Origin of the sequence: Ramlibacter sp. PS4R-6 (assembly GCF_037572775.1) — a bacterium.
In the GTDB taxonomy this organism is placed as follows: domain Bacteria; phylum Pseudomonadota; class Gammaproteobacteria; order Burkholderiales; family Burkholderiaceae_C; genus Ramlibacter.
This window is the reverse complement of the sequence record NZ_JBBHKA010000001.1, coordinates 2,827,546-2,839,845: the sequence shown is the minus strand read 5'-3', so window position 1 is coordinate 2,839,845 and position 12,300 is coordinate 2,827,546. Positions and strand designations below refer to the sequence as shown.

The window sequence follows — 12,300 nt, the reverse complement described above, 5'->3', positions numbered from 1 at the left end:
ATGGCTTCGATGTTCGATGACGCCGGCGACCTCGAAAGCGAGCTGCGGCCGTTCGCCGTCGACGCGGCGCTGCACGGCGAGCGCCTGGACCGCGCGCTCGCGGTGCTGGTGCCCGAGTTCTCCCGCAGTTACCTGCAGCAGCTGGTGGAGGCGGGCGCCGTGACGGTCGCGGGCAAGGTCGTGACGCGGCCCGCGCACAAGGTGAAGGCCGGTGACGCCGGCACCGTCGAACTCAAGCCCACGCCGCAAAGCCAGGCGTTCCGGCCCGAGCCCGTGCCGCTGGATGTGGTGCACGAAGACGAGCACCTGCTCGTGATCGACAAGCCCGCGGGGCTGGTCGTGCACCCGGCGGCGGGCAACTGGAGCGGCACGCTGCTCAATGGCCTGCTCGCACGCGACCCGGCGGCGTCCACGCTGCCGCGCGCCGGGATCGTGCACCGCCTGGACAAGGACACGAGCGGGCTGATGGTGGTTGCGCGCACGCGTGCGGCGATGGACGCGCTGGTGCGCATGATCGCGGCGCGCGACGTCTCGCGGCAGTACCTCGCGCTCGCGCACCGTGCGTGGGAAGGCGCGGGCACCCGCACGGTCGACGCGCCCATAGGCCGCGACCCGCGCAACCGCCTGCGCATGGCGGTCGTCGACTCGGGCAAGCCGGCGCGGACCACGCTGGAGCTCGTTGCCGACGCGCCGCGGGGCTGCCTGGTGCGCGCCACGCTGCACACGGGCCGCACGCACCAGATCCGCGTGCACATGGCGCACATCGGCCATCCGCTGGTGGCGGACCCGCTGTACGGCGGAGCGGCGGACGCCGGCCTGTCGCGGCAGGCGCTGCACGCCTTCCGCCTGGCGTTCGAACACCCCGTCACGCGCGTGTCGCTCGATTTCCACGCGGCGCTTCCGGCTGACCTGCGGGGCGCTCTGGACGCCTGGGGCGTGCGCTACAATGAATTCGAAAGGTCCCCAGGGGCCCCGCCCGCCTCCATGCCGGGTTCGCGCCGCGGAACGTGAGTTCTCGCTGCCGCGCCTCAGACCGACAACCGATTTCGCCCTGTACAGCCGCCCGAAGGCGCTTTTCCTGGAACGGCAACTAGCATGAATACGACGGATGCCAAGCGCGTCCTCGAAACCGCGTTGATCTGCTCGCCGCAGCCGCTGGCCGTGCGCGAGCTGCGCATCCTCTTCAACGACGAGCTCGGTGCCGACACCGTCAAGGCGCTGCTCGCCGAGTTGCAGGACGACTGGGCGCAGCGCGGCGTCGAGCTCGTGCAGGTCGCCACCGGCTGGCGCTTCCAAAGCCGCCCGCAGATGCGGGAATACCTCGACCGCCTGCACCCCGAGAAGCCGCCCAAGTACACGCGCGCCGTGCTGGAAACGCTTGCGATCATCGCCTACCGCCAGCCCACGACGCGCGGCGACATGGAGGAGATCCGCGGCGTCACGATCAACTCGCAGATCCTCAAGCAGCTGGAGGACCGCGGCTGGGTCGAGGTCATCGGCCATCGCGAGGCGCCCGGCCGCCCGGCCCTGTACGCCACGACGAAACAGTTCCTGGACGACCTCGGCATCGAGTCGCTGGCGCAGCTGCCGGTGCTCGAGAGCCCCGCGCAGCAGGCCGAACTGATGAACGCGCTGGCGCCGCCCGACGACGCGCTCCAGCCCGAACTGGCCATCGAGTCACCCGCCGAATCCGATTCCTCCAACGGCCCCGAGGGGGCCCAACAAGCCGAGCTCACATGAACGAACAGCAGCCCAGCTCGGCCCACCTGCCGGTGAGCGACGAGGACGAGGACAAGGCCACCGTGCCCGAGGCTGCCGCGCCGCGCGACGACATCGAAGCCGCGCAGGACGAAGACGAAGGCGACGGCGACGATCGCGACGACGACGACGACGAATTCGACGACGAGCACGACGACGAACCGCGCCGCGAGAAGGCGGCGCCCGCGCCCGAGCTCCCGCCGGTCCGCTTCGCCGACGTGATCTCCGGCGACTTCGACCAGCAGGCCGAAGGCGACGCCGCTCCGTTCAAGCGCGTGCTGTCGCCGCAGGCCGACACGCCCAAGCTCCACAAGGTGCTGGCCCAGGCCGGCCTGGGCTCGCGCCTGGAGATGGAGCAGCTGATCATGGAAGGGCGCATCTCGGTCAACAACGAGCCCGCCCACATCGGCCAGCGCATCCAGTTCGGCGACCAGATCAAGATCAACGGCAAGCCGATCCGCGTGCGCATCGCGCCGCCGCCGCCGCGCGTGATCGCGTACCACAAGCCCGCCGGCGAGGTCGTCACGCATGACGACCCGCAGAACCGGCCCACGGTGTTCCGCAAGCTGCCCAAGCTGCAGCAGGGCAAGTGGCAGTCGGTGGGGCGGCTGGACCTCAACACCGAAGGCCTGCTGCTGTTCACGAACGCCGGCGAGCTGGCCAACCGCCTGATGCACCCGCGCTTCGGGCTGGAGCGCGAGTACGCGGTGCGCGTGCTCGGTGCCCTCAGCAACGAGGAAAAGCAGCGCCTGCTCGACGGCATCGAGCTCGACGACGGCAAGGCGCAGTTCGGCTCCATCGAGGACGGCGGCGGCGAAGGCGCCAACGCCTGGTACCGCGTGACGATCTCGGAAGGCCGCAACCGCGAGGTGCGCCGCATGTTCGAGTCGCTCGGCCACGCCGTCAGCCGCCTCATCCGCATCCGTTACGGCCGCGTCATGCTGCCGCGCGGCCTCAAGCGCGGCGCCTGGGTGGAGCTCGACGAGCGTGACCTGCGCGCGCTGGCGCAAGCGGCCGGCGTGGAGACGAACCGGGGCCAGGGCCAGCAGCAGGGCGGCCGCGGCGAAGGCGATGGCGGCGGCCGGCGCCGCCGCCGGGGCGGCCGTGGCAACAAGGACGGCATGCCGCGCGGCCAGCAGCAGCCCCAGGGCCAGCAAGGCCAGCAGGGCCAGCGCCGCAACAAGGGCGGTGGCGGCGGGGGCGGTGGGGGTGGGGGTGGCAACCAGCCCGACCCGATGCGCACCTCGCTCGGTTACATCGGCGCCGACAGCTTCATGCGCCAGCGGGGCCAGGGACAAGGCCAGGGCCCGGGCAACCGCGGTGGCCGTGGCAAGCGCGGCGGTGGCGGCGGTGGCCGCGGCCGCTAGAGGCCGCACCCGTCCAACTGTCATGCCCGCGGGCTAAAATTGCGGGCTTTGCCGAACTTTCGCCTTGCGGGGCGAACCAATTCTGATTCCAGGAAACAACCAATGGCCCTCGAACGCACCCTTTCCATCATCAAGCCCGATGCCGTCGCCAAGAACGTGATCGGCCAGATCTATGCGCGCTTCGAAGCCGCGGGCCTGAAGGTCGTCGCCGCGAAGATGGCGCACCTGTCGCGCCGCGAGGCCGAGCAGTTCTACGCCGTGCACAGGGAGCGCCCCTTCTTCAAGGACCTCGTCGAGTTCATGATCTCCGGCCCGGTGATGATCCAGGTGCTCGAGGGTGAGGGCGCGATCCTGAAGAACCGCGACCTGATGGGCGCGACCGACCCCAAGAAGGCCGCCGCGGGCACGATCCGCGCCGACTTCGCCGCCAGCATCGACGCCAACGCGGTGCACGGCTCCGACGCTCCCGAAACCGCCGCCGTGGAAGTGGGCTTCTTCTTCCCCGGCATGAACGTGTATTCGCGCTAAGCGAAACATGGGATGACGGCCAACCTTCTCGATTTCGACCTCGAGGGTCTGGCCGCGTTCGTCGAGAGCCTGGGCGAGAAGCGCTTCCGGGCCACCCAACTCTTTCGCTGGATCCACCAGCGCGGCGCCAGGGACTTCGGCGAGATGAGCGATCTCGCCAAGTCGCTGCGCGGCAAGCTCGCCACGTCCGCGCGCATCGAGGGCCTGCCCGTCGTCGCGCAGCACGAATCGGCCGACGGCACGATCAAGTGGCTGTTCGACGTGGGCGGCGGCGATGCGGTGGAAGCCGTGTTCATCCCCGAGGACGACCGCGGCACGCTGTGCGTGTCGTCGCAGGCGGGCTGCGCCGTCGGCTGCCGCTTCTGCTCCACCGGCCACCAGGGCTTCTCGCGCAACCTCACCACCGGCGAGATCCTCGCGCAGCTGTGGTTCGCCGAGCACTTCCTGCGCAAGCACCTGAAGACCGAAGAGCGCGTCATCTCCAACGTGGTGATGATGGGCATGGGCGAGCCGCTGCAGAACTATGCGGCGCTGGTGCCCGCCTTGCGCGCGATGCTGGACGACCACGGCTACGGCCTGTCGCGCCGCCGCGTGACGGTGTCCACCTCCGGGGTCGTGCCGATGATGGACCGCCTGGGCGGCGACTGCCCGGTGGCGCTGGCCGTGTCGCTGCACGCGCCGAACGACACGCTGCGCGACAACCTGGTGCCACTGAACCAGAAGTACCCGCTGGCGGAACTGCTGGCCGCCTGCAACCGCTACCTCGAACACGCGCCGCGCGACTTCATCACCTTCGAATACTGCATGCTCGACGGCGTGAACGACACGCCGGAGCATGCGCGGGAGCTGGTGCGCCTGGTGAAGGGCCGCATCGCCTGCAAGCTCAATCTCATTCCCTTCAACCCCTTCCCCCAATCGGGCCTGACGCGTTCTCCCCACAGCCGGGTGCTGGCCTTCGCGAAAATCCTCAGTGATGCTGGTATCGTCACGACCGTGCGCAAGACGAGAGGGGACGACATCGACGCGGCGTGCGGGCAGCTCGCCGGCGACGTGAAGGACCGCACCCGCGTGGCCGAACGCATGGCCCGCCAGCGCACCGTGATGCTGAAACCGGTGCCGGCCGCGCCGGCCGCGAAGGAGGGTTGAGAATGACCAGGACCATCCGCTGCCTCGCCGCGCTCGCCGCCGCGGCAAGCCTCGCGCTCGCGCTCGGCGGCTGCGCGGCGCCGCCGCAGGACGGCGGCTCGGCCAGCGGCATCGTCACGCCGTCCGACGAAACGGAAGCCCGCCGCCGCGCGCGCATCCGCCTCGAGCTGGCGGTCGGCTACTTCGAGCAGGGCAAGACGGAGATCGCGCTCGACGAGATCAAGCAGGTCATCGCCATCGACCCCGCCTTCCCCGACGCGCACAACATGCGCGGCCTGATCTACATGCGGCTGAACGACAACCGCCAGGCCGAGGAGAGCTTCCGCCGCGCCGTGGCGCTGAACCCGCGCGACGCGGACGTGCACCACAACCTGGGCTGGCTCCTGTGCCAGCAGGCGCGCTATGCCGAAGGCCAGCGCTCGTTCGACGTCGCCATGGCCAACCCGCTGTACCCGGGCCGCGCCAAGACGCTGATGGCCCAAGGCGTGTGCCAGGCGCGCGCCGGCATGACCGGCGAAGCGGAGCAAAGCCTGTCCCGCTCCTACGAGCTGGACCCGACCAATCCCGTCACGGGCTTCAACCTGGCGAGCCTGCTGTACCGCCGCGGCGAGAACCAGCGCGCGCAGTTCTACATCCGCAACCTGAATAACAGCGAGTACGCCAACGCCGAATCGCTGTGGCTCGGCATCAAGGTCGAGCGCCGCATGAACGACATGGTGGCCCTGCGCCAGCTCGGCGAGCAGCTGAGGAAGCGCTTCGGCGGCACGCGCGAGGCCAGCGCCTACGAGCGGGGGTCGTTCGATGAGTGAGGCCGCGGTCGCGGAGGCGCCGGCGCAAGCCGAAGCCAGCGCAGGCACGCTGCTGCGGCGCGCGCGCGAGGCCTCGGGCCTGCATGTCGCCGCACTCGCGGTGGCGCTGAAGGTGCCGGTGCGCAAGCTCGAAGCGCTCGAAGACGATCGCTTCGAGGAACTCGGTGACGCCGTGTTCATCCGCGCGCTGGCTTCCAGCGTCTGCCGCACGCTCAAGGTGGACGCGCAGCCCGTCCTCGCCCGCCTGCCGCAGACGGCAGCGCCGCGGCTGGTGCGGGACAACGACGGCCTCAATGCCCCCTTCCGCGCGCCCGGTGACGGCCCCGCGCCGTCGTGGCTCGATGCCGTGCGCCAGCCGGTGCCGCTGGCCGTGCTGGCGCTGCTCGTCGGCGCCGTGGTCGTGTATTTCATGCCGGTTTCGCACACCGAGGAGAAGGCCGCAGCCGTTGCGCCGGCTCCGGTTCCGGCCGCTGCTCCCGTGGCCTTCGTTCCCGCGCCGACCGTGCGCGAAACACCTGCGCCTGCCGCAGCCGCGCCCGCGGCGGTCGCGCCCGCGCCGGAAGCTGCGAGCCCGGCCGTCGTCTCCGCTACAACCCCGCCGGCCGCGGCAAGCGGCATCGTCGTCCTGCGCACCCGCGGCGAGTCGTGGGTCGAGGTGGTCGACGCGAAGGGCGCCGTTGCGCTGCGCAAGATCATGGCAGCCGGCGAATCGGCCGGCGCTACCGGCGCGCTGCCGCTGACCGTCACCGTCGGCAAGGCCGACGTGACCGAGGTGGAAGTGCGCGGCCGCAAGTTCGACCTGAAGCCCGTGTCCAAGGACAACGTCGCGCGCTTCGACGTGAAGTAGAGGCAAGACATGGAACCCTGCCTGCCCATCGAGGCGGCGTCCCCCACCAGGCACCCGACCCGCCAAGCCCGCGCGGTCTGGGGCTCGCGGGTGGTCACCATCGGCGGCGACGCGCCCGTGCGCATCCAGTCGATGACCAACACCGACACTGTCGATGCGATCGCCACGGCGATCCAGGTGAAGGAACTCGCCATCGCGGGCTCGGAACTCGTGCGCATCACCGTCAACACGCCCGAGGCCGCCGCGCAGGTGCCGTACATCCGAGAGCAGCTGGACCGCATGGGCATCGACGTGCCGCTGGTGGGCGACTTCCACTACAACGGCCATCGCCTCCTGACCGAATACCCGGATTGCGCGAAGGCGCTGTCCAAGTACCGCATCAACCCCGGCAACGTGGGCAAGGGCGACAAGCGCGACAAGCAGTTCGGCCAGATGATCGAAGCCGCGATCAAGTACGACAAGTGCGTGCGCATCGGCGTCAACTGGGGCAGCCTCGACCAGGAGCTGCTCGCTTCGCTGATGGACGAAAACGGCCAGCGCGCCGAACCGTGGGACGCGAAGCAGGTGATGTACGAGGCGCTCGTCACTTCCGCCATCGAATCGGCGAAGCGGGCCGAGGCGATGGGCATGGATGGCCGGCAGATCATCCTGTCGTGCAAGGTCAGCGGCGTGCAGGACCTCGTCTCCGTCTACCGCGAGCTGGCCAAGCGCTGCGACTACGCGCTGCACCTGGGCCTGACCGAAGCCGGCATGGGCACCAAAGGCACCGTGGCGTCCAGCGTCGCGCTGGGCATCCTGCTGCAGGAAGGCATCGGCGACACGATCCGCGTCTCGCTCACGCCGCAGCCCGGCGAGGCACGCACGCAGGAGGTGGTGATCGCCTCCGAGATCCTGCAGGCACTTGGCCTGCGCAGCTTCGTGCCGAGCGTCACTGCATGCCCCGGCTGCGGCCGCACCACGAGCACCACGTTTCAGGAACTGGCCAAGCAGATCGACGACCACCTGCGCTCCAACATGCCGGTGTGGCGCGCGAAATACCCGGGCGTCGAGAAGATGAAGGTGGCCGTGATGGGCTGCATCGTCAACGGGCCCGGCGAGAGCAAGCACGCCGACATCGGCATCAGCCTGCCGGGTACCGGCGAGGCGCCGGCCGCGCCCGTCTTCATCGACGGCGAGAAGGCCATGACCCTGCGCGGCGAGAACATCGCCCGCGAATTCCACGAGATCGTCGAGAACTACATCGAGAAGCGGTTCGGCGCGAAGCAGCCTGAACACGCCTGAGACAGAAGAAGAAATGGCCGAGAAGCTCAGTGCCGTCAAGGGCATGAACGACATCCTGCCCGCGGGCGTTCCGCGCAAGGAAGTCCTGCCGCGCAACACCACGTGGGTGTGGTTCGACGAGGTCGTGCGCCGCGTCATGCAGCGCTACGGCTACCAGTACATCGTGACGCCGGTGGTCGAGCCCACGCAGCTGTTCGTGCGCGGCCTGGGCGAGGTGACCGACATCGTCGAGAAGGAGATGTACTCCTTCACCGATTCGATGAACGGCGATGCGCTCACGCTGCGGCCCGAAGCCACGGCCGGCATCGTGCGCGCGGTGGTCGAGCACAACGCGCTCTACAACGGCCCGCTGCGCGTGTGGACCACGGGCCCGATGTTCCGCCACGAGCGCCCGCAGAAGGGCCGCTACCGCCAGTTCCACCAGCTGGACGTCGAGGCGCTGGGCTATCCCGGCCCGGACGTCGACGTCGAGTTGATCCTGATGGGCCGCGCCCTGTGGCGCGAGTTGGGCCTGGTCGCGGGCGAGCACTATCGCCTCGACATCAACACGCTGGGCGAGCCCGAGGAGCGCCGGGCGCACCGCGACGCCCTCATCGCCCACTTCGAGAAGCACGCCGACAAGCTCGATGCTGACGCGAAGAACCGCCTGCACACCAACCCGCTGCGCATCCTCGACACGAAGAACGCCGCGATGCAGCCGGTGGTCGAGTCCGCGCCGAAGCTGATCGATTTCCTCGGCGCCGAGTCGCGCGCGCATTTCGACGCGGTCTGCAGGATGCTCGACGCCGCCGGCCAGCCGTACCGCATCAACCCGCGCCTGGTGCGCGGCATGGACTACTACAACCGCACCGTGTTCGAGTGGGTGACCGACCAGCTCGGCTCGCAGGGCACGATCTGCGGCGGCGGCCGCTACGACGGCCTCATCGCCCAGATGGGCGGCAAGGCGGCGCCCGCGATCGGCTTCGGCCTGGGCATCGAGCGCCTGCTGCTGCTGCTCGAGGAGCTCGGCCTGCAAGGCCCTTCGCAGGCGCCCGATGCGTACTGCGTTGTCGCTTCGGATGCCGCGCTGACGCCCGCCGTGGCGCTCGTGGAAGCCTTGCGCGGGCAGGGCGTGGCCGTCCTGATGGGCGGCGGCAGCTCGATGAAGGCCCAGCTGAAGAAGGCCGACGCGAGCGGCGCGCGCTTCGCCCTGATCCTGGGCGACGACGAGCTCGCGCAAGGCACCGTCACCGTGAAGCCCCTGCGCGACGGCGGCGGCGCGCAATCGCAAAGGCCCCTGGCGGGCGCCGCCCAGTGGGCGGCCTCTCTCCAGTCATAATCGCAGGCTGCGCGGCCCACTGCCGCGCGCGCAACACACAACACGCATGGCGAACAATCTCGACCTCGAGGAACAGGAGCAGCTGGCCGAGCTGAAGCACTTCTGGAACCAGTACGGCAACCTCATTTCCTGGACGCTGATCGTCGTATTCGGCGCCATCGCGGCGTGGAACGGCTGGCAGTACTGGCAGCGCACGCAGTCCGTGCAGGCCGCGGCGCTCTTCGACGAGGTCGACCGTGCGTCGGCGCAAGCCGAGACCGCGCGTGCGGAACGCGCCTTCGCCGACATCAAGGAGAAATTCCCGCGCACGGCCTTTGCCCACCAGGCGGGGCTGCTCACCGCCAAGGTGCTCGCCGAGAAGGGCAACAGCGAAGGCGCCAAGGCGGCGCTGGCATGGGTGGCGGAGAACGCCGGCGACGACGGCTACAAGGCCGTGGCGCGGTTGCGCCTGGTGGCGCTGCTGGTCGAGGCGAAAGCGTATGACGACGCGCTCAAGCAGCTCGCGGCCGACTTCCCGCCCGAGTACGAAGGCCTCGCCCAGGACCGCCGCGGCGACGTCTACAGCCTGCAAGGCAAGAAGGCGGAAGCGAAGGCCGAGTACCTGAAGGCGTACAAGGCGCTCGACGCCGCCAGCGACCTGCGCCGCGTCGTCGAAGTCAAACTCACCGCGCTGGGCGTGGACGTGCGCGAACTCGCGCCCGCGCCGGCCGCCGCCGCTTCCGGAGCCGCCAAGACATGAAGTCCGCCCGCATCCTCGTCGCCGCGCTCGCGCTCGCCCTCGCCGGCTGTTCGGTCCTGCCCTCGTGGATGGGCGGCGGGCCCGACAAGCCGAAGGCCGCCGAACTCACGTCCAACCCGGCGTCGCTCGGCGTGCGCCAGGCGTGGACGGCCCGCATCGGCCCGGTCGACATCCCGGTCGCCGTGAACGTGCAAGGCACCACCGTGACGCTCGCCAGCAGCGACGGCTCGATCGCGGCGCTCGACGCCGCGAGCGGCCGCGAGCTGTGGCGCACCAGCGCCGGCGGCCCCATCGCCGCGGGCGTGGGCAGCGACGGGCGCGTGTCCGCCGTGGTCACCACGGGCGGCGACGTCGTCGCGTTCCGTGACGGCAAGGAGCTGTGGCGCCAGCGCCTGAACGTCAGCGGCTACACCGCGCCCTTCGTCGCGGGCGGCCGTGTCTTCGTGCTGCTGGCCGACCGCTCGGTGGTGGCTTTCGACGGCCAGAACGGCCGGCGCCTGTGGACGCAGACGCGCCCGAGCCAGCCGCTGTCGCTGAAGTACCCCGGCACCATGCTGGCGGTCGGCGACACCCTCGTCGTGGGCCTGGCGGGCCGCCTCGTGGGCATGAATCCCAACACCGGCGCACCGCGCTGGGACGTCGCGGTGGCCACGCCGCGTGGCATCAACGACGTGGAGCGCCTGGCCGACCTGGTGGGCCGCGCGAGCCGCGTGGCGGACATCGTCTGCGCCCGGGCCTTCCAGACGGCCGTGGGCTGCGTCGACGCGGGCCGGGGCGCCGTGGTGTGGACCAAGAGCGCCAACGGCTTCGAAGGCGTGGACGGCGACGGCAGCTTCGTCTTCGGCACCGAGGCCGACAGCACCGTGATCGCGTGGAAGCGCGACAGCGGCGACAAGGCCTGGACCAGCGACCTGCTGCTCAACCGCGGCCTGTCCGCGCCGCTCGTGCTCGGCCGCGCGGTCGTCGTCGGCGACGACTTCGGCTACGTGCACCTGCTCGCGCGCGAGGATGGCAAGCTGCTGAACCGCCTGGCGACGGACGGCACGCCGATCATGGGCGCGCCGGTCGCGGCCGGCACCACGCTCGTGGTGGTCACCAAGGGCGGCGGGGTCTTCGGCTTCGTCCCGCAGTAAACAGGGCTGCCCACCGCCATGAAGCCCGTCATGGCCCTGGTGGGCCGCCCCAACGTCGGCAAGTCGACGCTCTTCAACCGCCTGACCAAGTCGCGCGACGCCATCGTCGCCGACTTCGCCGGCCTCACGCGCGACCGCCACTACGGCAACGCCAAGCACGGCAGCTACGAGTTCATCGTGATCGACACCGGCGGCTTCGAGCCGACGGCCGAGAGCGGCATCTACATGGAGATGGCCAAGCAGACGCGGCAGGCCGTCGCCGAGGCGGACGTCGTCGTGTTCGTGCTCGATGCGCGCGCCGGACTATCGGCGCAGGACCACGACATCGCCAACTACCTGCGCAAGCTGGGCAAGCCCACGGTGCTCACGGCCAACAAGGCCGAGGGCATGACCGAAGGCGTCCAGCTCGCGGAGTTCTTCGAGCTGGGCCTGGGCGACGTGCTGCCGGTTTCCGCGGCGCATGGGCAGGGCGTGCGCAGCCTCGTCGAGACGGCCTTCGAGGCGCTCAACCTCCCCGAGCCCGAGGAGGAAGAAGAGCCCACCGAAACCGGCGTGATCAAGCTGGCGGTGGCCGGCCGCCCGAACGTCGGCAAGTCCACGCTGATCAACACCTGGCTGGGCGAGGAGCGCCTCGTCGCCTTCGACCTGCCGGGCACCACGCGCGACGCGATCTCCGTGCCTTTCGAGCGCGGCGGGCAGAAGTTCGAGCTGATCGACACCGCGGGCCTGCGCCGCAAGGGCAAGGTGTTCGAGGCGATCGAGAAGTTCTCGGTGGTCAAGACGCTGCAGGCGATCGAATCGGCCAACGTCGTGCTGCTGCTCCTGGACGCCACCCAGGGCGTGACGGACCAGGATGCGCACATCGCCGGCTACATCCTCGAAAGCGGTCGCGCCGTGGTGCTGGCCGTGAACAAGTGGGACGCGGTCGACGAATACCAGCGCGAGCAGGTGCAACGCCAGATCGAGACCCGCCTGGCCTTCCTGAAGTTCGCGAACCTGCACCTGATCTCGGCGAAGAAGCGCCAGGGCCTGGGCCCGGTGTGGAAGTCGATCGCCGATGCCTACCGCAGCGCCATGATCAAGATGCCGACGCCGGTGCTCACCCGGCTGGTGCTCGAAGCGGTGCAGTTCCAGCAGCCCAAGCGCTCGGGCATGTTCCGCCCCAAGATGCGTTACGCGCACCAGGGCGGCATGAACCCGCCCGTGATCGTGGTGCACGGCAATTCGCTGGAGCACGTCACGGATGCGTACAAACGCTTCCTGGAAGGGCGCTTCCGCAAGGAGTTCAACTTGACCGGCACGCCCCTGCGCGTGGAGATGAAAACCTCGAAAAACCCGTACGCCGACAAGGACTGACTGATCCTTGACCGGAAC

At 69.9% G+C, this 12,300-nt stretch carries 12 protein-coding genes; all 12 read left to right on the top strand.

Annotated elements, in window-relative coordinates; all coding sequences use genetic code 11:
* The 12 genes from WG903_RS14125 to der all read left to right on the top strand — a co-directional run bounded on the left by WG903_RS14125 (position 1) and on the right by der (position 12,282).
* Positions 1–1,011, top strand: a complete 1,011-nt coding sequence (locus tag WG903_RS14125) for an RluA family pseudouridine synthase (RefSeq protein WP_445263604.1) — start codon at positions 1–3, stop codon at positions 1,009–1,011.
* Between the two features lie 84 nt (positions 1,012–1,095).
* On the top strand, positions 1,096–1,740 hold the full coding sequence (scpB, locus tag WG903_RS14120) for an SMC-Scp complex subunit ScpB (protein WP_340076438.1): 645 nt from the start codon (positions 1,096–1,098) through the stop codon (positions 1,738–1,740).
* Entirely contained in the window at positions 1,737–3,125 is a 1,389-nt protein-coding gene (locus WG903_RS14115; protein ID WP_340076435.1) for a pseudouridine synthase, read from the top strand. Before scpB ends, WG903_RS14115 begins: the two co-directional genes overlap by 4 nt.
* Positions 3,126–3,227: 102 nt before the next feature.
* Complete coding sequence (gene ndk / locus WG903_RS14110; RefSeq protein WP_340076433.1) at positions 3,228–3,653, top strand: nucleoside-diphosphate kinase; 426 nt, start codon at positions 3,228–3,230, stop codon at positions 3,651–3,653.
* Positions 3,654–3,665: 12 nt separating this feature from the next.
* Positions 3,666–4,799 carry a 23S rRNA (adenine(2503)-C(2))-methyltransferase RlmN gene (gene rlmN, locus WG903_RS14105; protein WP_340076431.1) on the top strand — a complete coding sequence of 378 codons (1,134 nt, stop codon included), beginning with the start codon at positions 3,666–3,668 and terminating at the stop codon, positions 4,797–4,799.
* Positions 4,800–4,801: 2 nt separating this feature from the next.
* Positions 4,802–5,608, top strand: coding sequence for a type IV pilus biogenesis/stability protein PilW (gene pilW / locus WG903_RS14100; protein WP_340076429.1), 807 nt, complete (start codon positions 4,802–4,804; stop codon positions 5,606–5,608).
* Positions 5,601–6,455 (top strand): helix-turn-helix domain-containing protein, encoded by an 855-nt coding sequence (locus WG903_RS14095; RefSeq protein ID WP_340076427.1) that lies wholly within the window; start codon positions 5,601–5,603, stop codon positions 6,453–6,455. Before pilW ends, WG903_RS14095 begins: the two co-directional genes overlap by 8 nt.
* A gap of 9 nt (positions 6,456–6,464) precedes the next feature.
* Positions 6,465–7,736, top strand: a complete 1,272-nt coding sequence (gene ispG / locus WG903_RS14090) for a flavodoxin-dependent (E)-4-hydroxy-3-methylbut-2-enyl-diphosphate synthase (RefSeq protein WP_340076424.1) — start codon at positions 6,465–6,467, stop codon at positions 7,734–7,736.
* A gap of 13 nt (positions 7,737–7,749) precedes the next feature.
* The gene (hisS, locus tag WG903_RS14085; RefSeq protein WP_340076421.1) at positions 7,750–9,054 is read left to right on the top strand and encodes a histidine--tRNA ligase; all 1,305 of its coding nucleotides are present in this window, start codon (positions 7,750–7,752) and stop codon (positions 9,052–9,054) included.
* A gap of 46 nt (positions 9,055–9,100) precedes the next feature.
* Positions 9,101–9,793, top strand: coding sequence for a YfgM family protein (locus WG903_RS14080; RefSeq protein WP_340076419.1), 693 nt, complete (start codon positions 9,101–9,103; stop codon positions 9,791–9,793).
* Positions 9,790–10,926 carry an outer membrane protein assembly factor BamB gene (bamB, locus tag WG903_RS14075; protein WP_340076417.1) on the top strand — a complete coding sequence of 379 codons (1,137 nt, stop codon included), beginning with the start codon at positions 9,790–9,792 and terminating at the stop codon, positions 10,924–10,926. Before WG903_RS14080 ends, bamB begins: the two co-directional genes overlap by 4 nt.
* Before the next feature lie 18 nt (positions 10,927–10,944).
* Positions 10,945–12,282 (top strand): ribosome biogenesis GTPase Der, encoded by a 1,338-nt coding sequence (der, locus tag WG903_RS14070; RefSeq protein ID WP_340076415.1) that lies wholly within the window; start codon positions 10,945–10,947, stop codon positions 12,280–12,282.
* Positions 12,283–12,300 lie beyond the last annotated feature (18 nt).

What these genes read in the sequence shown, in the direction of transcription:
- der (WP_340076415.1), top strand. Translation starts at nt 10,945, where the DNA reads ATGAAGCCCGTCATGGCCCTGGTGGGCCGCCCCAACGTCGGCAAGTCG.
- WG903_RS14125 (WP_445263604.1), top strand. Translation starts at nt 1, where the DNA reads ATGGCTTCGATGTTCGATGACGCCGGCGACCTCGAAAGCGAGCTGCGG.
- ispG (WP_340076424.1), top strand. Translation starts at nt 6,465, where the DNA reads ATGGAACCCTGCCTGCCCATCGAGGCGGCGTCCCCCACCAGGCACCCG.
- hisS (WP_340076421.1), top strand. Translation starts at nt 7,750, where the DNA reads ATGGCCGAGAAGCTCAGTGCCGTCAAGGGCATGAACGACATCCTGCCC.
- WG903_RS14115 (WP_340076435.1), top strand. Translation starts at nt 1,737, where the DNA reads ATGAACGAACAGCAGCCCAGCTCGGCCCACCTGCCGGTGAGCGACGAG.
- rlmN (WP_340076431.1), top strand. Translation starts at nt 3,666, where the DNA reads ATGACGGCCAACCTTCTCGATTTCGACCTCGAGGGTCTGGCCGCGTTC.
- scpB (WP_340076438.1), top strand. Translation starts at nt 1,096, where the DNA reads ATGAATACGACGGATGCCAAGCGCGTCCTCGAAACCGCGTTGATCTGC.
- ndk (WP_340076433.1), top strand. Translation starts at nt 3,228, where the DNA reads ATGGCCCTCGAACGCACCCTTTCCATCATCAAGCCCGATGCCGTCGCC.
- bamB (WP_340076417.1), top strand. Translation starts at nt 9,790, where the DNA reads ATGAAGTCCGCCCGCATCCTCGTCGCCGCGCTCGCGCTCGCCCTCGCC.
- WG903_RS14080 (WP_340076419.1), top strand. Translation starts at nt 9,101, where the DNA reads ATGGCGAACAATCTCGACCTCGAGGAACAGGAGCAGCTGGCCGAGCTG.
- pilW (WP_340076429.1), top strand. Translation starts at nt 4,802, where the DNA reads ATGACCAGGACCATCCGCTGCCTCGCCGCGCTCGCCGCCGCGGCAAGC.
- WG903_RS14095 (WP_340076427.1), top strand. Translation starts at nt 5,601, where the DNA reads ATGAGTGAGGCCGCGGTCGCGGAGGCGCCGGCGCAAGCCGAAGCCAGC.